The sequence below is a fragment of the Stenotrophomonas sp. S39 genome (assembly GCF_016624665.1).
In the GTDB taxonomy this organism is placed as follows: Bacteria; Pseudomonadota; Gammaproteobacteria; order Xanthomonadales; family Xanthomonadaceae; genus Stenotrophomonas.
On the sequence record NZ_JACVTT010000070.1, the window covers coordinates 1 to 25,653 of the forward strand.

General features: G+C 68.6%; 25 protein-coding genes. 10 read left to right on the forward strand and 15 right to left on the reverse strand.

From position 1 onward, the window contains the following. Positions 1 to 155: 155 nt before the first annotated feature. A complete protein-coding gene (locus tag IAE41_RS16270) occupies positions 156 to 563 on the forward strand; it encodes a YciI family protein (protein WP_079225071.1) in 408 nt (135 codons plus the stop codon). On the opposite strand, the gene IAE41_RS16275 is transcribed toward IAE41_RS16270, so the two are convergent. Continuing rightward, positions 541 to 2,625 carry an NHL repeat-containing protein gene (locus tag IAE41_RS16275; protein WP_200733819.1) on the reverse strand — a complete coding sequence of 695 codons (2,085 nt, stop codon included), beginning with the start codon at positions 2,623 to 2,625 and terminating at the stop codon, positions 541 to 543. The two genes, IAE41_RS16270 and IAE41_RS16275, sit on opposite strands and share 23 nt — an antisense overlap. A gap of 240 nt (positions 2,626 to 2,865) precedes the next feature. Here IAE41_RS16275 and IAE41_RS16280 point away from each other — a divergent pair, with 240 nt between their 5' ends. Then, on the forward strand, positions 2,866 to 4,275 hold the full coding sequence (locus IAE41_RS16280) for a hypothetical protein (RefSeq protein ID WP_200733820.1): 1,410 nt from the start codon (positions 2,866 to 2,868) through the stop codon (positions 4,273 to 4,275). A 3-nt stretch (positions 4,276 to 4,278) separates the two neighbouring features. Here IAE41_RS16280 and IAE41_RS16285 read toward each other — a convergent pair whose 3' ends face one another. Together IAE41_RS16285 and cycA are read right to left on the reverse strand one after the other, a co-directional pair. Then, the gene (locus IAE41_RS16285; protein ID WP_200733821.1) at positions 4,279 to 5,043 is read right to left on the reverse strand and encodes a lytic transglycosylase domain-containing protein; all 765 of its coding nucleotides are present in this window, start codon (positions 5,041 to 5,043) and stop codon (positions 4,279 to 4,281) included. Between the two features lie 131 nt (positions 5,044 to 5,174). Then, entirely contained in the window at positions 5,175 to 6,545 is a 1,371-nt protein-coding gene (gene cycA, locus IAE41_RS16290) for a D-serine/D-alanine/glycine transporter (RefSeq protein WP_200733822.1), read from the reverse strand. Positions 6,546 to 6,771: 226 nt separating this feature from the next. Here cycA and IAE41_RS16295 point away from each other — a divergent pair, with 226 nt between their 5' ends. Further along, positions 6,772 to 8,391, forward strand: coding sequence for an EAL domain-containing protein (locus IAE41_RS16295; protein WP_200733823.1), 1,620 nt, complete (start codon positions 6,772 to 6,774; stop codon positions 8,389 to 8,391). 201 nt (positions 8,392 to 8,592) lie between these two features. Here the strand turns inward: IAE41_RS16295 and IAE41_RS16300 are convergent, their stop codons facing one another. Both IAE41_RS16300 and IAE41_RS16305 read right to left on the reverse strand, forming a co-directional pair. Beyond that, positions 8,593 to 9,777 (reverse strand): MFS transporter, encoded by a 1,185-nt coding sequence (locus IAE41_RS16300; RefSeq protein ID WP_200733824.1) that lies wholly within the window; start codon positions 9,775 to 9,777, stop codon positions 8,593 to 8,595. Then, on the reverse strand, positions 9,774 to 10,952 hold the full coding sequence (locus IAE41_RS16305; protein WP_200733825.1) for a serine hydrolase domain-containing protein: 1,179 nt from the start codon (positions 10,950 to 10,952) through the stop codon (positions 9,774 to 9,776). The genes IAE41_RS16300 and IAE41_RS16305 overlap by 4 nt, the downstream gene beginning before the upstream one ends. A 213-nt stretch (positions 10,953 to 11,165) precedes the next feature. Here IAE41_RS16305 and IAE41_RS16310 point away from each other — a divergent pair, with 213 nt between their 5' ends. Further along, positions 11,166 to 12,065, forward strand: a complete 900-nt coding sequence (locus IAE41_RS16310; protein WP_200733826.1) for a LysR family transcriptional regulator — start codon at positions 11,166 to 11,168, stop codon at positions 12,063 to 12,065. A gap of 292 nt (positions 12,066 to 12,357) precedes the next feature. Continuing rightward, positions 12,358 to 13,965 carry an ATP-binding cassette domain-containing protein gene (locus tag IAE41_RS16315; protein WP_200733827.1) on the forward strand — a complete coding sequence of 536 codons (1,608 nt, stop codon included), beginning with the start codon at positions 12,358 to 12,360 and terminating at the stop codon, positions 13,963 to 13,965. A 297-nt stretch (positions 13,966 to 14,262) separates the two neighbouring features. Here IAE41_RS16315 and IAE41_RS16320 read toward each other — a convergent pair whose 3' ends face one another. Next, on the reverse strand, positions 14,263 to 15,588 hold the full coding sequence (locus IAE41_RS16320; protein ID WP_200733828.1) for a GTP-binding protein: 1,326 nt from the start codon (positions 15,586 to 15,588) through the stop codon (positions 14,263 to 14,265). A 130-nt stretch (positions 15,589 to 15,718) separates the two neighbouring features. Further along, positions 15,719 to 16,003 (reverse strand): metal-sensing transcriptional repressor, encoded by a 285-nt coding sequence (locus IAE41_RS16325; protein ID WP_079220449.1) that lies wholly within the window; start codon positions 16,001 to 16,003, stop codon positions 15,719 to 15,721. A 50-nt stretch (positions 16,004 to 16,053) separates the two neighbouring features. Between IAE41_RS16325 and dmeF the strand changes: the two genes are divergently transcribed. After that, positions 16,054 to 17,028: a CDF family Co(II)/Ni(II) efflux transporter DmeF gene (gene dmeF, locus IAE41_RS16330; RefSeq protein WP_200733829.1), complete on the forward strand. Its 975-nt coding sequence runs from the start codon at positions 16,054 to 16,056 to the stop codon at positions 17,026 to 17,028. A 90-nt stretch (positions 17,029 to 17,118) separates the two neighbouring features. On the opposite strand, the gene IAE41_RS16335 is transcribed toward dmeF, so the two are convergent. Further along, entirely contained in the window at positions 17,119 to 17,394 is a 276-nt protein-coding gene (locus IAE41_RS16335; RefSeq protein ID WP_200733830.1) for a hypothetical protein, read from the reverse strand. A gap of 88 nt (positions 17,395 to 17,482) precedes the next feature. Between IAE41_RS16335 and IAE41_RS16340 the strand changes: the two genes are divergently transcribed. The 3 genes from IAE41_RS16340 to IAE41_RS16350 all read left to right on the forward strand — a co-directional run bounded on the left by IAE41_RS16340 (position 17,483) and on the right by IAE41_RS16350 (position 19,211). Next, positions 17,483 to 17,899, forward strand: coding sequence for a hypothetical protein (locus IAE41_RS16340; RefSeq protein WP_200733831.1), 417 nt, complete (start codon positions 17,483 to 17,485; stop codon positions 17,897 to 17,899). A 67-nt stretch (positions 17,900 to 17,966) separates the two neighbouring features. Beyond that, positions 17,967 to 18,290 (forward strand): hypothetical protein, encoded by a 324-nt coding sequence (locus IAE41_RS16345; RefSeq protein ID WP_200733832.1) that lies wholly within the window; start codon positions 17,967 to 17,969, stop codon positions 18,288 to 18,290. Positions 18,291 to 18,368: 78 nt separating this feature from the next. Beyond that, entirely contained in the window at positions 18,369 to 19,211 is an 843-nt protein-coding gene (locus tag IAE41_RS16350; RefSeq protein ID WP_108745867.1) for an MnmC family methyltransferase, read from the forward strand. A 17-nt stretch (positions 19,212 to 19,228) separates the two neighbouring features. On the opposite strand, the gene IAE41_RS16355 is transcribed toward IAE41_RS16350, so the two are convergent. The 4 genes from IAE41_RS16355 to IAE41_RS16370 are packed head-to-tail and all read right to left on the reverse strand — an operon-like array spanning position 19,229 to position 22,188. Beyond that, positions 19,229 to 20,197: a polysaccharide deacetylase family protein gene (locus IAE41_RS16355; RefSeq protein WP_200733833.1), complete on the reverse strand. Its 969-nt coding sequence runs from the start codon at positions 20,195 to 20,197 to the stop codon at positions 19,229 to 19,231. A 33-nt stretch (positions 20,198 to 20,230) separates the two neighbouring features. Next, positions 20,231 to 20,848, reverse strand: coding sequence for a hypothetical protein (locus IAE41_RS16360; RefSeq protein ID WP_200733834.1), 618 nt, complete (start codon positions 20,846 to 20,848; stop codon positions 20,231 to 20,233). Beyond that, complete coding sequence (locus IAE41_RS16365) at positions 20,845 to 21,390, reverse strand: RNA 2'-phosphotransferase (RefSeq protein ID WP_200733835.1); 546 nt, start codon at positions 21,388 to 21,390, stop codon at positions 20,845 to 20,847. Before IAE41_RS16365 ends, IAE41_RS16360 begins: the two co-directional genes overlap by 4 nt. A gap of 51 nt (positions 21,391 to 21,441) precedes the next feature. Then, positions 21,442 to 22,188, reverse strand: a complete 747-nt coding sequence (locus IAE41_RS16370; RefSeq protein ID WP_200733836.1) for a hypothetical protein — start codon at positions 22,186 to 22,188, stop codon at positions 21,442 to 21,444. A 39-nt stretch (positions 22,189 to 22,227) separates the two neighbouring features. Here IAE41_RS16370 and IAE41_RS16375 point away from each other — a divergent pair, with 39 nt between their 5' ends. After that, positions 22,228 to 22,947, forward strand: coding sequence for a hypothetical protein (locus tag IAE41_RS16375; RefSeq protein WP_200733837.1), 720 nt, complete (start codon positions 22,228 to 22,230; stop codon positions 22,945 to 22,947). On the opposite strand, the gene IAE41_RS16380 is transcribed toward IAE41_RS16375, so the two are convergent. From IAE41_RS16380 to IAE41_RS16390, 3 genes are all read right to left on the reverse strand, one after another. Continuing rightward, a complete protein-coding gene (locus IAE41_RS16380; protein WP_174208929.1) occupies positions 22,944 to 23,114 on the reverse strand; it encodes a hypothetical protein in 171 nt (56 codons plus the stop codon). The genes IAE41_RS16375 and IAE41_RS16380 overlap by 4 nt on opposite strands. Positions 23,115 to 23,165: 51 nt before the next feature. After that, a complete protein-coding gene (locus IAE41_RS16385; RefSeq protein ID WP_200733838.1) occupies positions 23,166 to 24,179 on the reverse strand; it encodes a hypothetical protein in 1,014 nt (337 codons plus the stop codon). Positions 24,180 to 24,371: 192 nt separating this feature from the next. Next, positions 24,372 to 25,184: an alpha/beta hydrolase gene (locus IAE41_RS16390; RefSeq protein WP_108745861.1), complete on the reverse strand. Its 813-nt coding sequence runs from the start codon at positions 25,182 to 25,184 to the stop codon at positions 24,372 to 24,374. Positions 25,185 to 25,653 lie beyond the last annotated feature (469 nt).

Genomic DNA, 25,653 nt, shown 5'->3' on the forward strand with positions numbered 1-25,653 from the left:
CTCCCGGCCAACCCTCACTGCCCGGGCTTTCAGCCCCCACCACGGAGGGGCTCCGCCGTTCGCCGATCCCCCGCCGCAGGCGGCCTTTCGCGCTGCAGCATGCCCGCAGGCAAACCTGCGCCATCATGGAACCCCGCCCCCGCCAGGACCGTGCCATGCAGCAGTACCTGCTCCTCATCTACATCGAACCCGCCCTGCTGCAGGCCCTGCCCAGCGAAGAGTTCAATGCCCTGATGCGCGACTGCCTCGCCCACGCCGATCAACTGCAGGCCGAAGGCACCCTGCTCGCCGCACAGAAGCTGCAACCCGTCGACACCGCCCAGACCCTGCGCGTGCGCGATGGCCACAGCCGCGTGCTCGATGGCCCCTTCGCCGAAACCCGCGAACTGCTGGCCGGCTTCAACCTCATCCGCGCACGCGACCGCGACGAAGCCATGCGCATCGCCCGCGATTTCCCGTGGGCGCGCTTCGGCAGCATCGAGGTGCGGCCACTGGAAGACATGGACGCCGAGCGCGAACGCTGCGGCGCACCGGCCGCGGCTATGGCAGCAGCCGCACCCTGATCTCGCGCCTGCCGATGCCTTCATTGCCGCTGTAGTCGCGCGCACTGCCGCGGATGATGTACTCGCCCGGCGGCAGCGCCGCCGGTTGCCAGCGCCCGGTTTCCATCAGCCCGTCGCGCACGGTGTTGGTGGCCAGGTAACGGAACCGCGTGACCGCACTGCCATGCACGGTGATGCCACTGTCCGGCGCATAGGCCACCTTCACCGCCTGCTTCTGCGGCGGCATGCGGTTGAACACGATGTTCCAGCGCGGCTGCTCGTAGCCCTGCAGCGGCTGCCCGGCAGCATCGAGGATCTGGTAACCCACCTGGTACGGCCCCAGGCGGCGGCGCGGCAGGTTGTTGTCCACCTGGTCCCACGCTTCCACCACGATCTGCACGCCACGCCCCTGCCGGGCCAGCATCACCACGCCATCGCTGCCGGCGGCCAGCGGCTGGTCGTTGTCATCCAGCAGGCTGACATCGGTGATGCGCGGTGCGAAGTGATCGGCGTAACCGGTGAAGCCCAGCGCCACCGCATTGGTCTCGAAACCGCTGGTGCCCACCTGCAGATGCACATGCGCCTGGCTGTTGATGCTGCCCAGGCGGTCGCCCACGTGGATGCGCGTGCCACGGCGCACGCGGATGCGCTCCAGCTTGCCGTCCTCGCCGTACAGCGGCTGCCAGCGCGCGTCGAACGGCTGGCCGGCGGGCGTGCGGCCCACGCGCATGTGGATGTAGTTCAAGCGCCCCACCGCCAGCCCTTCTGCCTGGCCACCCAGGCTCCAGGCCGCGATCGGACTGCTGATCTTGCCGTCGGCGATGGCCAGCACGGTCTGGCCGACGTCGCCGCGCACATCGAAGCCGCCGTGAAGGTGGTGGCGGCTTTCGCCAGTGAAGGTGCCGCGCACTTCGCCCAGCGTGCCAACCACTTCATGCCAGCCCTCCTGCGGGGCCAGCGGCCAGCGACCGCCAGTGTCGGGCAATGCGGCATCCGCGGCCGGGCCCACCAGCGCGGGTGCAGGCAGCACGCCCACCGCCAGCGGGCGCACGCGGTGCACGCGATAGCCGGCGGCGTCGGCCACCAGCAGGCTGCCATCGTCTTCCACGGCCAGCCCGCTGGGTCGCGCCAGGCGTGGCAGCCGGTCGTTGCCGAGCAGCGTCACCTGGTGGCCCTGCGGGGTCACCTGCACCAGGCGTCCGGCAAAATCACCCACGTACAGCACGCCATCGTGGGTCGTGGCCAGCGACAGCGGTCCGTTGATCACCCCATCGTTGCCGACCACGGTGCTGACCGTGCCATCGGCGCCGACGCGGCGCACCGCGTTGTTGAAGAAGTCGGCCACCAGCAGCGCACCGTGCGCATCGAAGGCCAGCGCCACCGGTGTGTCGAAGCGGGCCTCGCCCGCCACCGCATCGGCGAAGCCGGGGCGATCGCCACCGGCCACGGTACGCACGTTGCCATCGGTGCCGATCACCCGGATGCGGTCGTTCCAGGTATCGGCCACGAACACCTGGCCCTGCGCGTCCACGGCGATACCCATCGGGCCATCGAAGCGCGCCTGCGCGGCCGGGCCATCAGCGAAGCCCTGGGTGCCACCGGCCACGGTCGTCACCTGGCCATCGGTGCCGATGCGGCGGATAGCGTGGTTGCCGGTGTCGGCCACGTACAGGTTGCCCTGCGCATCGGCGGCGATGCCCGACGGCGTATTGAAGCGGGCCTGCAGGCCCGGCCCATCGGCCAGGCCCTCGCCCTGCCCGGCCACCGTTTCAACGCGGCCATCGGCCAGAAGGCGGCGAATGCGGTTGTTGTCGCCGGCATCGGTGAAGTACACGCTGCCATCGGCGCTGCGCAGCAGTGCATAGGGTTCGGCGAAACGCGCCTGCGCCGAGGCGCCGTCGCGGTCGCCGGGGTGGCCATCACCGGCCAGTGGCTCGATCTGCGCGGTCCAGGCCAGCGGCGTGGGTTGCGGGCCAACGGGCGCGTCCGGTGCCTGTGCGGGGCGTTCCCACCAGGTCGCGGCCAGCGCAGCTGCCGTTGCCACCACCACCACACCCACTGCCATCCATTGCCGCCGTGCCATCGCTCGCGTTCGCCCTGCCCTGAAAGAGGCCACGACGATAGACGCTGGCTGCAACCGCGTCGAGGGCGGTGCTTGTGCTCGCCCTGCAATCGGGCTTCAATCAGCGCACTCCATGGAAGGGTCGCCTGCATGCCAGTTCGTGTGTCCGCTCCGTTTCCCCGCGCCCTGCTGGCACTCTCGTTCTGCTTCGTGCCTGCAACATGGGCCGCGAATCTTCCGCCACAGAAGCTGGCCAGCGCGATGTCCGAGGCCACCCCGTCCGAGCAGTTGGCAATGGGCTGGACTGCCGCCCAGGAGGGCGATTACACGCGCGCCCGTGCACTGCTGGCACGCCTGCGGGCCGACCCGCAACTGGCGCGCAGCGGCAACGAAATGCAGGCCAACGCCTACGAACTGGAGGCCTGGCTGACCCTCGTGGACACGCACACCGACGAGGCGCTGGCTCTGCTGCGCAAGGCGCAGGTGCTCACGCCGGAGCGGACCTATCCGCGCGACACGCGATCGCTGTTCTATGCGCGCGCCGGCCGCCCTGCCGACGCTGCACGTGCCCTGTGCGAAGCCCTGGCGTGGAACGATGAAAGGGCCAGCGCGCGTTTCGAGCCCGCGTTGGTCAACCACCTCGCACAGGCCCTGCGGGACGACAATGCAGCGCTTCAGCCGCTGCTGCAGGCGCTGTTTGATGCGCGGTGGACCGATGAGGGCCAGGATCCCCAGTTCCGATGGCAACGGCTGGCCGAACTGCAGGCCGACGCAGGCCAGACCGAGGCCCTGCAGCGCACGGTCGCGCGTATCGATCAGCCGATGCCACTGCTGCACCTGAGCATTGACCGCCGCTTCGATGCCGCGATGGCGGCCCGCGCCACACCGCTCTCCGCCGAAGCTGCGCTGCCCGCCTACGTGGCTCTGCTGCGCGGCAACGTGCAGGCACATCCCGACCAGCTGCCCCGCGTCACTGCGTTGCTGACCGCCCTGCTGCAGGCCAGCGACAACACAGGCCTGCTCGAGGCCAGCGCGCCGTTCGCCGACGCCACGCCCGCGTTCTTTGTGCACGACGATGAGGCCATGATGGAGATGGCCTGGCTGCTCAACCTGCGCGCGGAGGCGCAGCGCCGGCTCGGACAGACCGACGCGGCGGTCGCCACGCTGCGCCACGCCATGTCCTTCGGTCCAGATGGCCATGCCGCTGTCGGCCAGCAGTTGAACCTGGCCCTGTGGCTGGCCGATGACCGGCAGCCCGCGCAGGCCCTGGCCCTGATGGAAGAACTGCACGACATCAGCGACTACGGAAAGAGCGTGGCCGATCTGGTCCGGGTGGTGGCCTACCAGCAACTGGGTGACCCGGCGGCCGTGGCGCGCGCGACCGCCGCCATTGCCGGTCGCAAGGGCAATGATCGCGATCCCTACCTGCATGCGCTGCTGGCCCAGGGCCGCCAGGACGACGCCGCAGCAGAGATCATCCGACGTCTGCGCAGTGTGGATACCCGGCAGAACATGCTGCAGGAAGCACAGCAGTACGGTGATATTCCGAGGTGGCCACTGGCCGCCGAACGTGACGTGCTCCTGCAGCAGCTGCTGCAGCGCGGCGATGTACGCGAGGCCATCGCCGCCGTCGGCACGCGCGGGCGGCATGCGCTCTACCCCTTTGAGTAAGCGCTACTTCGCCGGCACTTCGCTGCGGATGCCCATCGCTTCCCGGTAGCGCGCGTACAGCGCCATCACCTTGTCCACGTAGGCCAGGGTTTCGGCATACGGCGGCACGCCCTTGTAGCGGGTGACCGTACCGATGCCGGCGTTGTAGGCGGCCGCCGACAGCGCGCGATCGCCGTTGTAGCGCCGCAGCAGCGCACGCATGTAGCGGGCACCGCCGTCGATGGACTGCTGCGGCGAGAACGGATCACGCACGCCGTACTCCAGCGCGGTATCGGGCATCAGCTGCATCACCCCCTGCGCGCCCTTGCTGGAGACGGCCAGCGCATCGAAGTTGCTCTCGGCATGGGCGATCGCGCGCAGCCAGGCGTCATCGACACCGGTGGCCTTGGCGGCCGCCTTGAACTGCTTGGCATGCTGGGCCAGCTGCGGCTTGCCGACCCTGCCCAGGCCTTCGTGGGCCGGCTCACCGGGCGGGGTAGCGACGGTGAATTTCAGGAACACGCGCGAACCGGGCAGGTTGCGGGTGGAATAGACCAGTGCTCCGTCCTGCTCGCGTTCGTACAGCACGCCGCTGAACACGCCCATGTTGCCCCACAGGTTGGGGGTCTGGATGGCGTTGTCGTCGATCTCCTTCGGCGTACAGCGCGAGCCTGGCTCCGGCGCGGTGGCCAGGCTGACCGTGTTGCCCTGCACGCAGCGGTAGACCGTGCGGGCGCTGGCCAGGCCCGGCAGCAGCAACAGCGCAATGAGGGCGAGGCGGAGGATCATGGCGGCCGGATGATCCGGCCGCGCCCGCGAAATTCTGGTGAATCCCGGTAGAGTCGACCGTTGGTCGACTGCTCTCCCGATCAGAACGCGAAAACCCCGCGCTGCGCGCGATAGTCGACCAACGGTCGACTCTACCCCGCCCGCCTCCGCAGCCAATACCCCGCGCCCAGCAGCACGAACCACACCGGGCTGGCCACCAGGGCCTGGCGGGTGTCGGCCTGCAGGCTCAGCAGCACCAGCACGCCAGCGAAGAACACCAGGCACGCCCAGCACATCGCCACGCCACCGGGCATCTTGAAGATCGATGCCGCATGGCGTTCCGGGTAGCGGCGGCGGTAGATCATGTAGGCCACCAGGATCAGCGACCAGACGAAGATGAAGAGCACCGTCGCCAGCGTTGTCACCAGGGTGAAGGCGGTCACCAGGTTCGGGATCAGGTAGATCAGCAGGGTGCCGCCCAGCAGGCACAGGCACGAGAACAGCAGGCCGCGGGCCGGCACCGCCGCGCGCGACAGGCGCGACAGGCCGCGCGGGGCGTGGCCCTCTTCGGCCAGGCCGTACAGCATGCGGCTGGTGGAGAAGATGCCGCTGTTGGCCGACGAGGTGGCCGAGGTCAGCACCACGAAGTTGATCAGGCTGGCCGCGGCGGGAATGCCGGCCAGCACGAACAGCTGCACGAACGGGCTCTTGTCCGGCACCACCTGGCGCCAGGGCGTCACCGCCATGATCGCCACCAGGGCCAGCACGTAGAAGATGATGATGCGCACCGGGATCGAGTTGATCGCCTTGGGCAGGTTGCGCTCCGGGTCAGCGGTTTCGGCGGCGGTGGTGCCCACCAGCTCGATGCCGACGAAGGCGAACACCGCGATCTGGAAACCGGCGAAGAAGCCGACCAGGCCCATCGGGAACATGCCGCCGTCATTCCACAGGTTGGACAGCGAAGCGGTATGCCCGCTGGGCGAGGTGAAGCCCCACGCGACCAGGCCGGCACCGGTGATGATCAGCGCGCAGATGGCCACGATCTTGATCAGCGCGAACCAGAATTCCATTTCGCCGAACAGCTTGACCGTCACCAGGTTCAGGCCCAGCAGCAGCATCACGCACAGCAGTGCGGGTATCCAGGCCTGCAGTTCGGGGAACCAGAACTGCGCATAGGCGGCGATGGCGATGACATCGGCGATGGCGGTGACGATCCAGCAGAACCAGTACGTCCACCCGCAGAAGAACCCGGCCCAGGGGCCGAGCAGATCGGTGGAAAAATCGATGAAGGATTTGTACTGCAGGTTGGACAGCAGCAGCTCGCCCATCGCGCGCATCACGAAGAACAGCATCGCGCCGATGATGAGGTAGACGAACAGGATGGACGGGCCGGCCAGGCTGATGGTCTTGCCCGACCCCATGAACAGGCCGGTACCGATGGCACCGCCGATGGCGATCAGTTGCAGGTGGCGGTTGGACAGGCTGCGGCGCAGGTGTTCGGGGGGCGTGGCGGGCTCGGTCATGGGCGCGGGAAGGGGCGGGTGAAGCCCCCGACGGTAGTCCTCTGCGGCGCCGAGCGCCAGCGTCCCGCTGGGTGGACGCGTCAAATCGCAGCGTTTTCATCCCAATGCGCCCCCCTTCGTGGCCCTGCCCATTTCCCCCGGCGCTGCAACATGCTCAGATAGCGCATCCGACCAAGGACCGGCCCGCCATGCGCAGCGCCCTGCCCCGCCCGCTGGAAACCCTGCCATGAGCCGCCTGGGCGTCATCATCGGCGCGACCCTGCTGTCGATCCTGGTGGCCATCGTGCCGATCGCCGCGATGGTCTATGCCACCTGGAACAGCGCCGTCGGCCTGGAACAGCGGCGCCTGCACGAGATCGCCGGACGCGCCCTGCGTCGCGCCGACGTCTCCTACCAGGAATCGCTGGCCGTGCTGAAGTCCGCCGAAGCGTCACGCCTGCCCCCGTGCAGCACCGCGCACGTGCGGCGCCTGCAGACGCTGGTGATGACCACGCCCTCGGTCGACCAGATGGGTTATTTCGAGGCGGGCAAGCTGCGGTGCACCTCGTGGGGTGCGTTCGAGGGAGATGTCGCCCAGCCCACCCCGGACCACGTCACCAGCGATGGCGCCGGCATCAAGGTGGACGTGCGCCCGCAGGCCACCGAGCAGCGCAAGGTGCTGTCCATCCTGTACGGTTCCTACGACACCCTGGTCGACCCGCGCCGTTTCGTCGATGTCATCGCCGACCCGCAGGTGCGCCTGGCCCTGGCCAGCCCCGACGGCCGCCTGCTGTCCAAGCAGAGCGGCATCGACGAGGCCCTGCTGGCGCGGCTGCTGCGCGAGCCCGGCGAGGGCCTCGACAACGACACCCTGTACGCCACTGCCCGCAACAACGAGTGGCTGGCCATCGCCACCGGGCCGCGCACCGCGCTGGCGGCCACCTTCCGCCAGCAGGCCTGGCTGTTCGTGCCGGTGGGGCTGCTGCTGGCCGGCATCGGCACCGGCGTGGTGATCTGGCTGTCGCGCCGCCGCCTCTCGCTGCGTGGCGAGCTGGCCATCGCCATCCGCCGCCGCGAGCTGTACCTGCACTACCAGCCCATCATCGAGCTGGAGACCGGCATCTGCGTCGGCGCCGAAGCCCTGGTGCGCTGGCAGCGCCCCGACGGCACCCAGGTGCGGCCGGACATCTTCGTGCCGCTGGCCGAGGAGCACGGCCTGATCACCGCGCTCACCGACCTGGTGATCGAGAACGTGGTATCGGACATGCGCGATCTGCTGGTGCAGGACCGCAGCGCGCACATCGCCATCAACCTCGCGGCCGAGGACATCATCAGCGGCCGCGCGTTGAAGTCGATCACCCAGCGCATGGCCGGCAGCGGCATCCTGCCGCAGCAGATCTGGCTGGAAGCCACCGAACGCGGCTTCCTCGATGCCGACCGTGCACGCACCATGCTGGCCGCTGCGCGCCGCGCCGGCCACAGCATCGCCATCGACGATTTCGGCGTCGGCTATTCCAGCCTGCAGTACCTGGAACAGCTGCCGCTGGATGCGCTGAAGATCGACAAGTCGTTCGTCGATGCCATCGGCACCGAAAGCGCCACCAGCCCGGTCACCCCGCACATCATCGACATGGCCAGGGAACTGGGCCTGTGGGTGGTGGCCGAAGGCGTGGAAACCGAACCGCAGCTGGCCTACCTGCACAGCCAGCAGGTGCAGTTCGGACAGGGCTGGCTGTTCTCGCGCCCGTTGCCGCGCGATGCGTTCATCGCCTTCCACCACCAGCGCCAGCAGCGCTATGGCGCCGCGCGCGAGGACATGCAGAACCCACGCAGCGTGCCGATCGAACAGGCCGCCGCGGAAGAATGACGGCCAACGGCGGAGCCCCTCGTGGCGGGGCGGCCGTAATCCGAGGGTTGGCCGAGCGGGTAGGCTGCGGCGTCCGACCACGGAATCAACAGAAAGAGCAAAGGCAAACGCGGGTCGCTGCGCTCAGTAGATCCACGCCATGCGTGGATGACGCGGGCCTGGTAGTGCCGGCCGCTGGCCGGCAACCCCACGCAACCGCCGCTACACCCAGGCCTTCGGCCGCACCCACAACCACGCCGCGCACACGGCCAGCAACAGTAGCGGCAACCACGCCAGCTGCCCTGCGCCAACCGACTGCAGCACCACGCCACCCGCCACGCCGCCTGCGGCAATCGCCAGGTTCCAGCCGGTCACCAGCATCGACTGCGCCAGGTCGGCCGCGGCACCGGCACGGCGGGCCACGGCGGTCTGGAACAGCGTCGGCACCGCGCCAAACGCCACGCCCCACAGCACGCTGGCCAGCAGCAGCACCTGCGGCACGCCCGGCCACAGCAGCAGGGCCGCCACCGCCAGCACGAAACCGGCCACCGCCGCCCACACCAGCGCGCGCAGGTGGCGATCCACGCCCCAGCCGGCAATGCCGATGCCGGCGACGGCCGCCACGCCAAACGCCAGCAACACGCGGTCCAGCCAGTGCTGCGCGTTGGCCAGGATCGCCAGCGGCTCGATGTAGGTATAGAGCACGTTGTGCGCCAGCACGTACAGCGCCATCACCAGCAGCGTGCTGCGTACCCCGGGCAGTCGCCAGACGCTGCCCAGCGGCGTGCGTTGGCCACCACCGGCCGCCGGCAGCGCAGGCACCGCCCAGCGCACCCAGCCCAGCAGCAGCACCGCCAACAGCGCCATCAGCCCGAACGCCCAGCGCCAGCCGATCTGCTGGCCCAGCAGCGTGCCCGCCGGCACCCCCAGCGAAAGCGCCAACGGTGAACCGACCATCGCCACCGCGATCGCCCGCCCCTGCAATTCGGGCACCACCAGGCGCGCGGCATAGCCGGCCACCAGCGACCACAGCAGGCCCGCACCCACGCCGGCCAGGAAGCGCACCACCAGCAGCAGCGTGTAGTTGCTGGTCAGCGCCGTCAGTGCGTTGACCAGCACGAAGCCGGCAATCGCCGCCAGCAGCAACGGCCGGCGGGGCAGCCGCTGGGTCAGCGCGGTCATGGGAAGCGCCGCCAGCACCGACCCCAGTGCATACACGCTCACCAGCTGGCCCACGGCCGCATCGCTCACGCCCAGGCTCTGCCCCATCGGCCGCAACACGCCCGCCGGCAGGGTCTCGGTCAGCAGGGTGATGAAGCTGCCCCCGGCCAGGGCCAGCAGTCCGTTCCACGGCAACCGCGTTGCTTCACCTGCAGGCGACGATGCGTCGATGGCATGCCCGCTCATCGCGCTACCTCCAGATCGCGGTACACCGCGTCGCGCAGCTCATCGACGAAAGCGCCGTGCATGCCTTCGTACAGGGTGTTGGTGAGAGCCACCACGCTGAGGCCACGTGCGGGATCGACGAACCAGCTGTGGCCATAGGCGCCGCCCCAGCGCCAGGTACCTGCGCTTTGCGGCGTGCCCGAAGCGGCTGCATCACGCAGCACGGCAAAGCCCAGGCCGAAGCCCCAGCCCGGCGGATCGGCCGGCCCCTGCCCGCCCACCTGCGGGCGGCCCATCTCGGCCACCAGCGCTGGCGGCAGCACGGCAGACGCCTGCACATCGCGCAGGGCCTCCAGCACGGTCATCACGTCATCGGCGCTGCCGATCAGGCCAGCGCCCGCCGAGGCATAGCGGCTGGCATCGGTGGCGCGTGCCAGGCTGTACTCGATGCCCACGGTGCCATCGAACGGCGCGACGATCTCGCCCTCCTGCAGGCGATGCGGCTGCGGCACATCACTGGCATAGGCGGTGGCCAGCCGCGCGCCCTGCGCGGTACTGAAGCCGGTATCGCGCAGGCCAAGCGGCTGCGCCAGCAGGCGATCAAACAGGTGCTGCAGGGTCTGCCCGCTCGCCGCTTCGGCCACGGCACCGGCCACATCCACGCCCAGCGAATACAGCCATTGGCTGCCCGGTGCGAACAGCAGCGGTACCTGGCCGATGCGCTGCACGTTGTCCTGCAGGCTCACCGGATTGGCGTCCATGCCATCGCTGACGCCGGCACGCGCATAGGGCCCTGCGGCGTCGGCTTCGAGGAAGCGGTAGCCCAGGCCACTGCTATGGCTCAGCAGCTGCCGCAGGCTGATCGGCGGCACGCTGCCATCGGCCAGCGCCGGGCGGAACGTCGGCAGCCAACGCTGCACCGGTGCATCCAGATCGAGCACGCCGTCGGCCACCAGGCGCAGGATCACCGTGGTCAGCAGCGGCTTGCTCACCGATGCCAGGCGGAACAGCTGGTCGCGCTGCATCGGCGTACCCGCCTCGCGGTCGGCCATGCCGCTGGCGCTGGCATGGCGCAGCACGCCGTGTTCGCGCACCAGCACCACCGCACCCACCAGGCGCTGCGGGTGGGCCTGCTGCAGTACACGGTCCACGCCGGGCAGTGTGGGCGTGGATGCGTCGACAGGAAGAGCATTCATGGGGCAATCCTTGGGGGGAGGGCCGCCACCTTAGGCAGCGCGCGCCGATGCAAAAAGCGGGTCGGCGCTCCGTGCTTCGTGGACCCCCAGGTCCGCAATCGGCGGCCTGCGCGGACTGCCACGGCACACCGGCCCTGCACCGCAGTGTTGCAACGGCCCGCTGGCCGCACGCTGCAACTGGCCCTACCCTGCGGTTTTCCCGCTGCGCCGCCCATGTCCGTCCTCGACAATCTCGCCAACCTGCAGACCTTCGTGCATGCAGCCGACACCCGCAGCTTCGTCGAGACCGGCCGCCTGCAGGGCATCTCCGCCTCGGCCGCCGGCAAGTGCGTGGCACGGCTGGAGCACGCACTGGGCGTACGCCTGTTCCACCGCAGCACGCGCAGCATCACCCTCACCGCAGAAGGCCAGCTGTTCCTGGCGCGCTGCCGCCGCATCCTCGCCGAGCGCGATGCTGCACGTACCGAACTGGCCCAGCCGCACGCCGCACCCAGCGGCACGCTGCGCATCAGCCTGCCGCTGGTGGGCGACCTGACCCTGCCGTTGCTGGCCGATTTCATGGCCGCCTATCCGGACATCCGCCTCGACCTGGATTTCAGCGACCGCCTGGTCGATGTCATCGAGGAAGGCTTCGACGCCGTGCTGCGTGTCGGCGAGCCGAGCGATTCTCGGATGAATGCCCGGCGCTTGGGCGTGTTTCCACGGCGCATCGTCGCCTCACCGTCCTACCTGCAGCGGCGCGGCGTGCCCAAGGCCCCGGCCGACCTGCTGCAGCACACCCTGCTGCACTACAAGTTCCCCAGCAGCGGCAAGCTCGAGCCGTGGCCGGTCCAGTGGCCGGACGAACAGGCCGCGCAGGACCTGCCCGTGCACATGGTCGCCAATACCATCGAGGCACGGGTGGAACTGGCCCTGCGCGATATCGGTCTGGCCTTCGTGCCGGTGCACTCGGTCCGCGATGCCCTCGCCGAGGGCCGCCTGGTCACCGTGCTCGACGAACACGTGCATTCCTGCGGCACCTTCCACCTGCTGTGGCCCTCCGGCCGCCACGTGCTGCCGAAGCTGCGGGTGTTCATCGATTTCATCAGCGCGCGGCTGGACACCGTCCCGTAGCCCGGCCACACACCATCGCCTGGCGCGGCTGGACACCGTCCCGTAACCCAGTAGATCCACGCCATGCGTGGATGACGAGGCATCACCGTCCCGTAGCCCGGTAGATCCACGCCATGCGTGGATGAAGGGGCATCGCCACCGCGACCATTCAGCCACCAGCGCTATAATCCCCCCTCATTCCTCCAAGAGGCTCGCGACCGATGCGCCAGTGATGCCGCCGTCTTTGCACTAGACGGCCCGACTCTTCCCGCCCCTGTGCGCAGGGGAGAACCAGGCATCCCATGGAGGTCGCATGACCACGCATTCCCTCGCGCTCGATCGCGTGTCCTATCGGTTGGCCGATGGCCGATCGCTGTTTTCCGAACTGTCGTTTTCCTTTGAACCGGTGGCCACCGGCCTCGTCGGCGCCAATGGCACCGGCAAGAGCGTGCTCGCGCGCCTGCTGGCCGGGCAACTTCTGCCCGACAGTGGGCAGGTACGCAGCAGCGGCCGGGTCTTCCTGCTGCCCACGCCCGGTTATCCGCCACGCGGCTCGGTCGGCGAACTGGCCGGCGTCGGTGATGCACTGGCCGCGCTGGCGCGCATCGAAGCCGGCAGCATCGACGAAGCGGACTTCGCCTGCGTCGGCGACCGCTGGGACCTGCGCGAACGCCTGCAGCAGCAGTGGCATGCCTTCGGCCTGCCCGATGACCTGCGGCCCACCCAGCCAGCCGCACGCCTCAGTGGCGGCCAGGCCATGCGCGTGGCCCTGTCCGGCGCATGGGCCAGCGGTGCCGACTGGCTCATCCTCGACGAGCCCAGCAACCATCTGGATGCGCGCAACCGCCAGCAGTTGTACCAGCAGCTGCAGCGCTGGCCGGGCGGACTGCTGGTCATCAGCCACGACCGCGAACTGCTGGCCAACATGCAGCAGATCGTGGAACTGGATGCACGCGGGCTGCACCGCTATGGCGGGCCCTGGCAGCACTATGCCGACGCGCGCGCGGCCGAGCGCGATGCCGCCGCCGCGCAGCTTGACCATGCCCGCGCGCAGCACCGCCAGCAGCAGCGCAGCGCGCGCGAACAGCACGAACGTCAGCAGCAGCGGCAAGCGCGCGGCAGCCGCGATGCCAAGCAGGCCAACCAGGCACCGATCCTGCTGGGCGGGCAGAAGCAGCGTGCGGAGGCCACCCAGGGCCGCGCGCAGCAGATCCAGGCCGACCGCCTGCAGGCCAGCGCGCAGCAGCTGCGCAGCGCGGCGGCAGCCGTGCAGGCCGCCCCCGAACTTGCCCTGTTTGCCAGCGATGGCGAGCGTGGCAGCGCGCGCCTGCTGCAGGCACACGATCTGGTGCTGCCACACGGTTGCAGCGCACCGCTGCAGCTGGAGATCCGCCGTGGCCAGCGCATCGCCGTGGTGGGCGACAACGGCAGCGGCAAATCCACCCTGCTGCGCGTACTGGCCGGGCAGCTGCAGCCGCGTGCGGGCGAGGTGCAGCGGCACGCACCGCTGGCCCTGCTCGACCAGCAGCTGCTGGCCCTGGCTGGCGAGCGCAGCATCCTCGACACCGTGCAGGCGGCCAACGCGGCCGCCGACCCGGCCGAGCTGCGCACACGGTTGGCCCTGCTCGGGCTGGATGCACACCGCATCCAGCGCCCCGCCAGCAGCCTCAGCGACGGCGAGCGGGTAAAGGGTGCGCTGGCCAGCGTGCTTTACGCGCAACCGGCACCGCAGCTGTTGCTGCTGGACGAGCCCGGCAACGCGCTGGACCTGACGGCGCTACAGGCACTGGAATCGCTGCTGGGTGCGTGGGAAGGCGGACTGGTGATGGTCAGCCATGACACCCACCTGCTGCGTGCGTTGCGGCCAACGCAGGTGCTGCAGGTGGGCGGCGATGGCTGGCAGTGGCGCGACGCGTTGTAGCAGACCCGGGGTCGGATCCCTTTTGCCACGCAAAAGGGCTCTGACCCCGGCCCGATGACCGCGCCATCCACGCATGGCGTGGATCTACTGATCCGGGCGTGCCCCGCCATCCACGCATGGCGTGGATCTACTGATCCGGGCGTGCCCCGCCATCCACGCATGGCGTGGATCTACTGGTCTGGTTGTGCCCCGCCATCCACGCATGGCGTGGATCTACTTAGCGGACCGCGCCATCCACGCATGGCGTGGATCTACTGGAGTGCAGTAGAGCCACGCCACGCGTGGCTGCTTCTGCCCTCAGCGCTTCCACACCGGAAACGCCTGCGGCAACTGCTGCCACAACAACGGCCCCGCGCGCAGTTCGCTGTCATTGAGCAGGCACGCATCCAACGCCGCGCGCACCGCACGCTCATCCATGTGCACGCCAATCACCACCAGCTCCTGCCTGCGGTCGCCCCAGAGCGGGTGCCAAAGGCGGGCCATCGCCGCGTGTGCCTCGCCATCCGGGAATTCCTCCCGCCCCGGCAGCGGCGCGCTCCAGCAGTCGGCCTGCTGCCGCGCCCAGCCCAGGTCGCTGTACGGCAGCGGTGTCGGCGGCAACAGCGGCGTGGTGTCCTCACTGCCGGCACGCACGCGCTCGCGCGCCGCGTACCAGAAGCCAGCCGCCTGCGTACGCGTCGCCGCACCCACGCTGCTCAACTCGCCCACCCAGTCCATACGGTTGGCCAGCCAGAACCAGCCCTTGCTGCGGATCACCCCGGGCATGCCCTCCTGCAGCGCGCGGGCGAAACGCCCGGGGTGGAAGGGCCGGCGCGAGCGGTACACGAAGCTGCCGATGCCATACTCCTCGGTCTCCGGCGTGTGCTCGCCACGCAGTTCCTTCACCCAGCCCGGCGCCTGCTGCGCACGGTCGAAATCGAAGCGGCCGGTATCCAGCAGCTCGCGCAGCGGCACGTCGCCAAACGACGACAGCAGCAGCTTTGCATCACGGTTCAGGCCACGCAGCACCGCCAGCGTGTCCTGCAGCACGTCCTCATCGGCCTGGTCGACCTTGCTCACCACGATCACATCGGCAAACTCCACCTGCTCGCACAGCAGGTCCACCACGCCGCGGTCATCGTCCGGGCCGGCCTGCTGGCCACGCTCGGCCAGGCGCAGGGTCGACCCGAAATCAGCGAGGAACGCGCTGCCATCGACCACGGTCACCATCGTGTCCAGGCGCGCGATGTCGCTCAGGCTGAAGCCCTGCTCGTCGCGTACGGCGAAGGTGGCAGCCACCGGCATGGGCTCGCCGATACCCGTGGATTCGATCAGCAGGTAGTCATAGCGCCCGGCATCGGCCAGGCGGCGTACTTCCTGCAGCAGGTCGTCGCGCAGGGTGCAGCAGATGCAGCCGTTGCTGAACTCCACCAGCGTTTCCTCGGTGCGGCGCAGCTCGGCACCACCGTCGCGCAGCAGCTGCGCATCGATGTTGACCTCGCTCATGTCGTTGACGATGACCGCCACGCGCAGGCCATCGCGGTTGCGCAGGATCTGGTTGAGCAACGTGGTCTTGCCGGCCCCCAGGAAGCCGGACAGCACGGTGACCGGCAGGCGGCGGTCGGCGCGGGAAACAGGGTTCATGCGGGGCGAAGGGCTGCGGATGGAAATGTTACTATATAACATTAAATGACCACGGCGCAGCCGGCGGACTGCCGGCCAGCGGCCGGCACTACCAAGGGATGCGTAGAGTCGAGCTTGCTCGACTGCTCCGCTATTTGCCGTAGCGGCGCAGCAGTTCCACCAGTACTTCGGCTTCCGCCGCCCGCTGCTGCGGGTCCTCGGCGGCCACCACGTGTTCCTGCAGGTGCTCGTGCAGCAGCTCCATCAGCAGGCTGTGCGCCGCGCCACGCACGGCGGCCACCTGCACCAGCACGTCCGCGCAGTCGCCCGCCGCGCCCTCCGGGCGGTCCAGTGCCTGCTCCAGCGCCGCCACCTGGCCGCCGATGCGGCGCACCCGGGTCAGCAGTTGTTTCCGGTTCTTGTGTACATGTGCCATGGCCGTATCGTATACCCTATGGGGGTATCCTTCCACTCATGAATGCCCCCATGCACCTGGACGCCCTCGCCGCCTCCCGCCGCCACGACCATCGCTTCGACGACGGCAATCCACTGGCCGAACGCAATACCCGCCGTGCCATGTGGCTCACCGTCAGCATGATGTTCATCGAGATCTTCGGCGGCTGGTGGTTCAACTCCATGGCCGTGTTGGCCGATGGCTGGCACATGAGCTCGCACGCCCTGGCGCTCGGCCTTTCGGTGTTTGCCTACCGCTGCGCACGGCGCTACGCGCACGACCCGCGCTTTGCCTTCGGTACCTGGAAGATCGAGATCCTGGCCGGCTACACCAGTGCCATTGCCCTGCTCGGTGTGGCCGCGCTGATGGCCGTGCAGTCGCTGCAGCGCCTGTGGGTGCCTGCGCCCATCCATTACGACGAGGCCATCCTCATCGCCGTGGTCGGCCTGGGCGTGAACCTGCTGTGCGCGTGGTGGCTGCACGACAGCCCGGGCCATGCCCACCACCATCACGGCCACGCGCATGGACACGACCATGACCATGACCACCACGATCACGCGCACGGTCATGCCCATGGCCACGACCTCAACCTGCGCTCGGCCTACATGCATGTGCTGGCCGACGCCGCGACCTCGGTGCTGGCCATCGTTGCACTGCTCGGCGGCAAGCTGTGGGGCGCCTCCTGGCTGGACCCGGTGATGGGCCTGGTTGGCGCCGTGCTGGTGACGGTCTGGGCCGTCGGCCTGCTGCGCGACAGTGGCCGCGTGCTGCTGGATGCGCAGATGGACGCGCCGGTGGTCGCGGAAGTACGCGAAGTGATCGAACAGGGGCCCTGGCCGGCACGCCTGGCCGATCTGCATGTGTGGCAGGTGGGCCGCGGCAAGTACGCCGTGGCCGCCAGCGTGGTCACCAGCGATGTCGATCTGGATGCCGACCAGCTGCGCCAGGCACTGGCCGTGCACGAAGAACTGGTGCACGTGACGCTGGAAATCCACCGCACGGCGTGATGCCGCGGTTCTTTCCTGTAGCGCCGAGCCCATGCTCGGCTGGTTCTGCCCAAAGCAGTCGAGCAAGCTCGACTCTACAAATGCGGGCGCCTACAGCTTGAACAACATCCGCAACAGGTAGAGCTTCAACGGCAGCGCGCTCAACAGCGCGCCGCCGATGCCCAGCCACGCGTGGCGCTCATCCCGGGCCCGCGCCGCCACGGCCAGCCCCAACCCGACCACTGCCGAGGCCAGCACCCCCACGCTCAGCGCGGCCGCCGGTGCGCTGCCGCCAAAGGCCAGCGCCGCCAGCCAACCAGCGCCCCACCCGGCCAGCAGCCCCAGCCAGCTTGCCAGCCCACACCACGGTGCCTTGCCCTGTGCCATCGCTGCTCCCCAGTTCTTGCCGATTATCGGTACGGGCAGGCCCTGCCCTCGCCCTACACTAGCTGCACCTGCCCCGTCGGGACATCCCATGCGCGCGCTCCGCCTGCTGCTGCCCGGCACCTTCCTGCTGCTGGGCGCCTGTTCCGGCGATACCCAGCTGCCGTTCTCCTCCGATCCCCTGCAGGGCTGCTTCACCACCAGCACGCGCAAGCCCGCCGAGTTCCGCATCGACAAGGAAGGCGGGCAGTACTTTGTCTCCTTCGAGCGCGACGGGCACTGGCAACGCGAGCCCAACGCACTGACCCAGGCGAGCCGCGCCGACATCGCCCGCTACTTCCGCGACGATGCCGAACAGATCGACAGTGCCCTGATCCGCAGCGCTGGCGGCTTCGGCCTGTTCCATACCCAGCGGGGCGCCTCGCTGAAGGCCAAGGCGGGCGACAGCGACTACATGGCCCTGCTGCTGATCGGTGCCGGGCCGGTGTATGCGGTGAAGTGCGGCTGATCTGCAACTTTCCTGATGGTATTGCGCTGCTGCGGACCTGAGGCTGGCCACTTTTGGGGGCCACGCCATGCTGTTGCCGCTGCTGCTTGCCGTCGTGCCGGTCACCACCACCGGCGCCTATGACGAGGTGCGCCTGACCGACGATGGCCGCACGCTGGTACTGCGTACGATTGACTGGGAAACGGACGACGGGCAGCGCACGCGGGTCACCGTGCACTGGCAGCTGCTGGACGACGGCAGCATGCTCTACGAATACGTGCGGCAGCCGCCCGCAACCCAGGCCGTGCATCGCCGCGCCTGCGCGCTGCAGGGCGGTAGTCCTTCCGGCGGTGTCAGTTTTCTCGCCGGCTCGGGCACCACGCACGGCTTTGGCTGCAGCAGTGCCCCCTGACAGAGACGCGGCCCGTCCCTGCAGGGCTCACGGCCGGTCGGGTACCATGCCCTCCCCCGCCCAGCCCCGGTACCCGCCGTGACCCATTACACCGGCCCCCTGCTCACCCGCGACAGCGCCGATGCCCTGCGCCGCGCGCACGACAAGGGTGCTGCCGACTGGCAGGGCTCGCTCGACCTGGGACGCAGCCAGGATACCGTCGGCCTGGACGCCGAGGGCTTCAACTTCCGCGGCCGGCCGTACCCGTGGCCGGGCAAGCTGAAGGACCGCACGCTGTACTACTGGGATGGCGAGGACTTCGCGCCGATCTCGCGCTTCAGTGGTTCGCTCATCAAGCTGGTGCCCACCGAGTGGGGCGCGCCCACCTTCGAGATCGATGGCATCAAGATGCTGCCGACCTCCAAGCTGTCGCCGTTCGAGGATGCCCGCCGCAAGGTCGAACTGGTTGCCCCGGCAGGTAAATCCATCCTCGATACCTGCGGTGGCCTGGGCTACTTTGCCGCCTGCGCGCTGGAAGCCGGCGTCGGCCAGATCCGCTCGTTCGAAAAGAACGCCGACGTGATGTGGCTGCGCACGCTCAACCCGTGGTCGCCCGACCCGGAGTCGGCCGCCGCCGGTGGCCGCCTGCAGTTCGGCCAGGGGGATGTCTCGCAGCAGATCGAACAGGTGGCCAGCAACAGCGTCGATGCCATCCTGCACGACCCGCCGCGCTTCGGCATCGCCGGCGAGCTGTATTCACAGGCGTTCTACGACCACCTCGCGCGCGTCATCCGCAAGGGTGGCCGCCTGTTCCACTACACCGGTGCGCCGAACAAGCTGACCAGCGGCCGCGACGTACCGCGCGAAGTCGCCAAGCGCCTGGAAAAAGCAGGCTTCAAGGCCGAGCTCGCGTTGGACGGCGTGCTGGCCGTCAAGCGCTGACGGCTAGCGGCCGGCCATCATTCGTAATCGACCTTGGCCAGCGTCTTCACCCATTGCGGCACTGCCGGCTCGTTGCCGTAGTACGCCTTCGGCTTCTTCTCGGCCATCGCCCAGCGGTGCAGCCAGCTGGGGCCATAGCGGCCATCGTAGCCCTCGGTGCCACGCGCATAGGCCGGGTCGCGCAGCGCCTCTTCCAGCGAAACGAAGCGATAGCCGCGGCGCTTGGTGGCAGCCACCAGTTCGGCAAACGTTGCTGCATTGAGTTCGTTGGCATGCATCAGCCACACCTGCGGCAGGGCATATCCCAGCAACGCCTGCGACTGCTGCTCGTAGTAGTCCAGCTTGTTCAGCATGTAGGGCACGTAGCCCTTGCGCAGGCGGGCCAAGGTGGCCGCGCGCTCGGCTGATTCCGGCTGTTCGTTCATCACGTTGGCGTAAGCGAACGCCCAGACCCATTCGCCGTTGTCGACGGTCACCGGCGCAATGCGGTAACCATGCTCGGCGAAGAAGGTATCCATCACCGCACGGTCCTGCGGCGTGCGGCCCGCCCGCAGGTACGGATGGCGCATCCACTGCGGCACCTGGCCGCGCTCGGCCAGCAACGGCTTCAGTACGTCCTCACCGCGCAGGAAATCCTGCTGGAACGCGGCCACGCCCTTGGCGTTCAGATCCATGTGCGACCAGGTGTGGTTGCCCAGCACGTAACCGGCATCGCGCCAGTCGCGCAGCATCTGCACCCGCGACGGCTGCACCACGCCATCCACTTCCAGCTTGTTGCCGTTGACGAAGCCCACCACCGGCACGCCCGCCTGCTGCAGCTGCGCCATCAGCGCCTCATGACGTACCTGCAGATCAGGCGGCACGATCTCGTCCAGACGCGCCCACGGCAGGTCGTCGATGGTCACCGCGATACGGCGATCCACCTCAGCGGCCTGCGCCACCAGCGAAAGCAGCAACAACGGCACGGCACGCAGCAACGAACGCATCAGCACATCCGGTTTCCGGCGGGAACCAATACTCTACCTGCGCTCACCGCGCCACAGCCACACCCCCATCACCAGCGCGACCAGCAGCACTGCCGCCAGCACCATCGCCAACCGCCCGGGGTTGTGCAGCAGGCTCGCGCTGCTGCCCATGAACAGCGCGAAGGCCTGCTGCGGCACCTGCGCGATGGGCACGTCCGGATTGGCTGGATCCAGCGCGCAGACCACCGGCGCTAGCTTCACCATGCGTGCCCAGGCGGTTTCGGCGCGGTACAGCGCCCAACCGGCCAGGCCCAGCGCACCGGCGTGCAGCAGCACGTAAGCGATGGCGACCCTGCGCACCCGGCCCGCTGCGTGGCGTACTGCAGACACGCCGGCCAGTACGGCCGCCAGCAAGGCCAGCAGCACACCCGCAATGGGAATCCAGCGCAGTTCCACCCAGGGCTGCAGCGCCCGGCCCCGCTCCACCATCGCCATCACCACGGCACTGCGCGAGGCCAGGTCCAGGTGCGCGCAGGCGCCCGCTGCGGGTTCCAGCAGGTACTGCACACGGAAGTGGAAGCCGCCCTCGGCCAGCGCCAGTGCACACAGGGCCAGTACCGGCAGCAGGAACAACGGCGGGCCCAGGCCACAGGCAACAGCGAGGCGCTTCATCCAGCGATGTACTTCGGCGGCACGTGCGCGGTCAGCCACACGCCGTTTGCCGACTGGTGGAACACGTGGCCATCGGCATGCATGCGCCCGGCGTCGATGCTGAGCACCACCGGCGTACCCCGCCGCGCGCCCACCTGCAAGGCGGTATCGCGGTCCAGGGACAGGTGCACGTGCTGGCGTTCTCCGGGACGCAGCCCCTCGGTGGCAATGGCATCCAAGAAGCGCGGCACCGTGCCGTGGTACAGCCACGGCGGAGGCACGAGCGGCGCAAGCCCAAGGTCCACCGCAATCGAGTGCCCTTGGCTGGCGCGGATACGCAGGCCATCGTCGCTGATGGCAAAGCGCCGCTTGTCGTTCTCCTGCACCAGCCGATCCAGGCTCGCACGGTCCAGCGGCAGCCCATGCAGGCCCAGCCGCTGCAGCAGGTCATCAATGCCGGCCCACCCCTGTGCATCCAGCTGCAGGCCGATCTTCTGCGGTTCGTGCCGCAGCACCAGGCTCAGGAATCTGCTGGCCTGGTCAAGGGAAATGTCCTTTTCCATGGGCATAGCCTGACGCACCGCAGCGGCGAATGCCAGCGCCCATCCGCCGCATCACTCCACCGCCGGCAGCGGCAGCGTCCGCCACAGCCATACCCCCACCGCCATCGCCGCCAGCAGCAGCACGCTTGTGACCATCGCCAGCGCATCGGGCAGCTGCGGCACCGGCAAGCCAGCGCTGGCCAGCATCTGCGGCACGGTGCGATGTGCCCCGCTCGTTGCGTCCTCTTCCAGGGAGGTGGGACCAACCATGCATGCCGCCGGCAGACCGGTCACCATGCCCGTCCACACCTGTTCGTACAGCCGCAGCAACTGCATGCCCAGGCCCAGCACCAGCAGATGCAGGCCGAACAGCCCCCAGATGCGGTGCCGGCGCCCGCTCCGTGTCCGGCGCAACAGGTTCACGCTCACCGCGAGCGCGCCCAGCAGCGATGACAGCAGGGCGCTCACCACCACCCAGCACACAGGCTGCCAATCATCCAGCGCACCCGCGCGTGCCAGCAACAGATCTGCCACATGCAGGCGCGCCACCGGGTCGTGGCCGCCACATGCCGGTAGCAGTGGCATCGGGAAGGGTTCCAGCAGCAGCTGCGTGCGGTGGTGGAAATAGCTCACTGCCAGACCCAGCGACGCCAGCGCCAGGCCGTGCAACAGGAACAGCATCAGTCCAGCGCCACAGAGGCGCCTGAGGCGGGCAGTCATGAAGGCCACGCGGTGCATCCCAGCAAAGGTTGGGCATCCTAGCGGCGCAGCGCGGCGCTGTCGGCAGGCAGAAGCGACACCGGCCGCCATCTCGGCCATCATGTACGTCCTGCACAGGACGGCAGCACGCACCACGCAATGAGCGACTCACAGATCTACGCGCTATACCTGCTTGCCTGCCTGGTCACCTGCGGCATTCCGTTCGCACTGGCCGCGTATGGCTTCATCAAGGTGGTCGATGCGCGGCTGGCCAAGCTGCCGCTCCGCGTACTGGTCTCCCCGCTCGGGCCACACAGCCCCACGCGCCGGCAACGCAAACGGTACTGGCGCGCCATGCGCAGGAATCCGGAATCGCTGACCTACAAGGTTCAGGCGAAAGCGCCACGGTGGTGGTCATTCGTGGGCGCAGCCCTGTTCATCACCATCATCGCCGTGTGGGCGTGGCTGATGCCCAACCCGGCGCGCTTCAACGTGATGGTTCGCAACGCCTTCGGGTACACCGCCAACGTGGCCGAGGTGCGCATCGTGCAGCACCAGCACGGCGAACTGCTGCTGCGCTGGGCGCCCGTGGTCGTGCGCACCCCGCAGTACATCGTCCTGCCGCGCTATTCACGCGGGCCCATGCCCTACATCAACGGCTACCACGCCGATGTCCTGCCTCCGCTGGTGCGCCAACAGGGTGATGTGCTGCAGGTCGCCATGCCCATCCGCGCCGATCCCGCCGTGCTGCGGCGCGAACTGGCCAGGGCCAGTGGCCTGCCCGAGCAGGACATCCACATGCAGCAGCGCACGTTGGTGCCCTGGCGGGAAGACGGCTGGGAACCCTGGCCGATGGAGGAGTATGAGCCCGCGCGCTAGCCCCGCGGCAGCTTGGCGGCCCACATGTTGTCCACCAGGTTCGGGTAGCGCCGGCCGTTTTCCTCGGCGCGCTGCCGCGCTGCCGCCTTCTGCGCGTCGGACAGCGGCTGCTTCTTCTGCCCCTTCGGGTTGGGCTTTTTCCAGGGCGGCGTGCGTGCGGTGGGCATGGTGGCAGTGTGGCGCAGTCCCGCACCAACGGTTGTGAACGACGGTGGTTGTCAGCAAGGCGCGTCTGGCATCAGCTCACCGCCGATCCACACCTCCCCGGCCGCAAACGCACGCATCAGGCGCCGCTCTCTGCCCCACACGGCATACTCGAGCCGTACACCGTCGATGACTTCAGGCAATGGCGGCATCACGGCCGGTGCGTAGTCCGCCGTGGGCAGGCGGACGAGTCTGTGCCATTGGTTCCCCAGCAGCATCCAGCGTTCGAGGTACGCGATGGATGCCCCACCCTTGGCGGGAAGCGACCAACGGAAGTGCAGGACGCCCTGTGCCCTGCCCTCCAGAACCTCCATCTGCGGTGCCGCACCGCGACGCCTCCACAGCCGGGCGCCATGATGAAGCCCTTGGCCTCCTGCCCAGAAACCGCCACCGCATGCAACAATGAGCAACAGCACGGCGAGATAGGGATGGGCGCCGGAAACCAGGGCCAAACACGCGGCGAGCCCGGCACCCAGCAACATCAGGGCAACCGCCACAAGAAACTCCGCCATGCTCCACTCCGTCGGCGGCAGCGGCCACCCGGCCATTGGCGCGGTGTACGCCGCGGGCGCAGGTTCATCGGGCTGGTGCAGCGCGTACAGGACTTTTCGGGGACCGCCCCACGGCGCGACATGGAACTGCATCGCAGACGCACGCGGCAGCATCATCAGGTGCAGCACGTGGGTTCCGAATATGGGGCCGAAGCGCTCCGGCAGCTCCAGCTGCACCACGTAGTCGCCTCCATCCTCCCCGATGCCGGCAAACCACACCTCTGCCGCGAAGGCAGCACGCAATTCCCGCACTGAAGTCGGCGGAAGCGCTGCCCGGAGTCCCTGCCCGCGCCAAAGCGCTTGCAGATAGGGGCCAAATATCCGAAGCACCATGCGTGCCTGTGCAATCGTCACAGCCGCGCCCGCAAGGGCCAATATCCCAAGGCCGATTCGAAACGGTGCCTCGATTGGGAAGAGGTATATGGCGGCAGCAGGAAGGAGCGCGAGGATCACCCCCATCAAGCTGGTGAAGACCACGTTTCCAACCATCACCCCACGGCGGGCACGCACAGCCTCCCACAACTGCTCCCGCGCAAAAGGCGTCAGCGGCTCGCGTGTAAAAGGCGTGGCTTGTGGGTCTGCGGGCATAACGCGTCCTTGCGTCTGAATGCCCGCATGCTGAGCGCCACACCCCTCCCGGTCAAGTCGGCTGCGGCGCTTCCGCAGATTTTACTTCTTCAGGAAGTTCAGCAGCGCCAGATTGAAATCATCAGCATGGCTGGTGTTGCAGCCATGCGGCGCATCCTTCAGCAGCACCAGCTCGCTGCCGGCCAGCGCCGCATGCGTGCGCTTTCCTGAGCCTTCGAACGGCACGGTCGCGTCTGCGTCGCCGTGCAGAATCAGCGCAGGCACGGTCACGCGCTTCAGGTCGGCCCGGAAATCGGTGGTGGCGAAGGCCTTCATGCACCCCAGTGCCGCTGTCTGGTCGGACTGGTGGCACAGCGCGATCGCTGCCTGGCGCTCCTCTTCGGTCACCTTCAGCTTACCGTTGGCACTGAAGAAATCGCGGGTGAAGCCGTCGAAGAATTCCTCGCGGTCCTTCTCCAGGCCCTGGCGCATTTCGTCGGCCTTTGCCTGCGGCAACGGGCCATCCGGATTGTCGTCCGTCTTCAGCAGGTAAGGCGGCACGGCTGAAGCGAAGACCACGCTGTGCAGGCGGTCCTCACCGTGGTTGCTGATGTAGCGCGCAACTTCACCACCGCCCATCGAAAAGCCGACCAGGCTGACATCCTTCAGGTCACGCTCTTCGATGAGGGCTGCCAGATCAGCGGCAAGAGTGTCGTAGTCGTAGCCTTCGGTGGGCTTCTCCGAGCGGCCAAAACCGCGCCGGTCGTAGCTGATTACGCGATAGCCGGCGTCACGCAGGATCGGCACCTGTGCCTTCCAGGCCTCGGCCGAGAGCGGCCAGCCGTGGATGAGGATGACCGGGCGGCCGGTACCGCCGGTGTCTTCGATATGGAGGCGGACGGAAGAAGCAGTCATGGGAGCTCCCAGGGGAAGGAAGGCCCAAGCCTAGGGAGCCGGAGCGTCAGGCCCCGTGAGAGATTTGGCAGGCGCGCTGACGCGGCCTACACGTGCGTCGCCGACCGGGTGGCGAGGTGCATCCATGCCTGCTTGTCGCGTTCACCCGGATTCCCAGCCAAAGCCGGCACTGCCGATTGTCGCTATCTGCACCCTCGTGCGCGGCGATCTGCGTATTTGCCCACACTTCGAACGGTTTCAAAAAGGCCCTCCCTGCGACCTTGCCGGACAGTGACCGCCTGCCCCCCGCTGACTCCCCCTCATCATGGCAATGGACGCCATCCATGCACTGGCACGCGCCATTGCACTCAGCAGCCGACACCCTCGCCAGCTCACGCTTCATGGCCTGCATGAAGCGTGGGTGGTCGAGCGCTTCGAAGGCACCGAATCGGTCTGCGGCGACAACCGCCTGCAGATCGACTGCCTGGCG

Coding starts and splice junctions, on each gene's coding strand:
- IAE41_RS16270 (WP_079225071.1), top strand. CDS start 156: ATGCAGCAGTACCTGCTCCTCATCTACATCGAACCCGCCCTGCTGCAG.
- IAE41_RS16275 (WP_200733819.1), bottom strand. CDS start 2,625: ATGGCACGGCGGCAATGGATGGCAGTGGGTGTGGTGGTGGTGGCAACG.
- IAE41_RS16280 (WP_200733820.1), top strand. CDS start 2,866: ATGTCCGAGGCCACCCCGTCCGAGCAGTTGGCAATGGGCTGGACTGCC.
- IAE41_RS16285 (WP_200733821.1), bottom strand. CDS start 5,043: ATGATCCTCCGCCTCGCCCTCATTGCGCTGTTGCTGCTGCCGGGCCTG.
- cycA (WP_200733822.1), bottom strand. CDS start 6,545: ATGACCGAGCCCGCCACGCCCCCCGAACACCTGCGCCGCAGCCTGTCC.
- IAE41_RS16295 (WP_200733823.1), top strand. CDS start 6,772: ATGAGCCGCCTGGGCGTCATCATCGGCGCGACCCTGCTGTCGATCCTG.
- IAE41_RS16300 (WP_200733824.1), bottom strand. CDS start 9,777: ATGAGCGGGCATGCCATCGACGCATCGTCGCCTGCAGGTGAAGCAACG.
- IAE41_RS16305 (WP_200733825.1), bottom strand. CDS start 10,952: ATGAATGCTCTTCCTGTCGACGCATCCACGCCCACACTGCCCGGCGTG.
- IAE41_RS16310 (WP_200733826.1), top strand. CDS start 11,166: ATGTCCGTCCTCGACAATCTCGCCAACCTGCAGACCTTCGTGCATGCA.
- IAE41_RS16315 (WP_200733827.1), top strand. CDS start 12,358: ATGACCACGCATTCCCTCGCGCTCGATCGCGTGTCCTATCGGTTGGCC.
- IAE41_RS16320 (WP_200733828.1), bottom strand. CDS start 15,588: ATGAACCCTGTTTCCCGCGCCGACCGCCGCCTGCCGGTCACCGTGCTG.
- IAE41_RS16325 (WP_079220449.1), bottom strand. CDS start 16,003: ATGGCACATGTACACAAGAACCGGAAACAACTGCTGACCCGGGTGCGC.
- dmeF (WP_200733829.1), top strand. CDS start 16,054: ATGCACCTGGACGCCCTCGCCGCCTCCCGCCGCCACGACCATCGCTTC.
- IAE41_RS16335 (WP_200733830.1), bottom strand. CDS start 17,394: ATGGCACAGGGCAAGGCACCGTGGTGTGGGCTGGCAAGCTGGCTGGGG.
- IAE41_RS16340 (WP_200733831.1), top strand. CDS start 17,483: ATGCGCGCGCTCCGCCTGCTGCTGCCCGGCACCTTCCTGCTGCTGGGC.
- IAE41_RS16345 (WP_200733832.1), top strand. CDS start 17,967: ATGCTGTTGCCGCTGCTGCTTGCCGTCGTGCCGGTCACCACCACCGGC.
- IAE41_RS16355 (WP_200733833.1), bottom strand. CDS start 20,197: ATGCGTTCGTTGCTGCGTGCCGTGCCGTTGTTGCTGCTTTCGCTGGTG.
- IAE41_RS16360 (WP_200733834.1), bottom strand. CDS start 20,848: ATGAAGCGCCTCGCTGTTGCCTGTGGCCTGGGCCCGCCGTTGTTCCTG.
- IAE41_RS16365 (WP_200733835.1), bottom strand. CDS start 21,390: ATGGAAAAGGACATTTCCCTTGACCAGGCCAGCAGATTCCTGAGCCTG.
- IAE41_RS16370 (WP_200733836.1), bottom strand. CDS start 22,188: ATGGCCGAGATGGCGGCCGGTGTCGCTTCTGCCTGCCGACAGCGCCGC.
- IAE41_RS16375 (WP_200733837.1), top strand. CDS start 22,228: ATGAGCGACTCACAGATCTACGCGCTATACCTGCTTGCCTGCCTGGTC.
- IAE41_RS16380 (WP_174208929.1), bottom strand. CDS start 23,114: ATGCCCACCGCACGCACGCCGCCCTGGAAAAAGCCCAACCCGAAGGGG.
- IAE41_RS16390 (WP_108745861.1), bottom strand. CDS start 25,184: ATGACTGCTTCTTCCGTCCGCCTCCATATCGAAGACACCGGCGGTACC.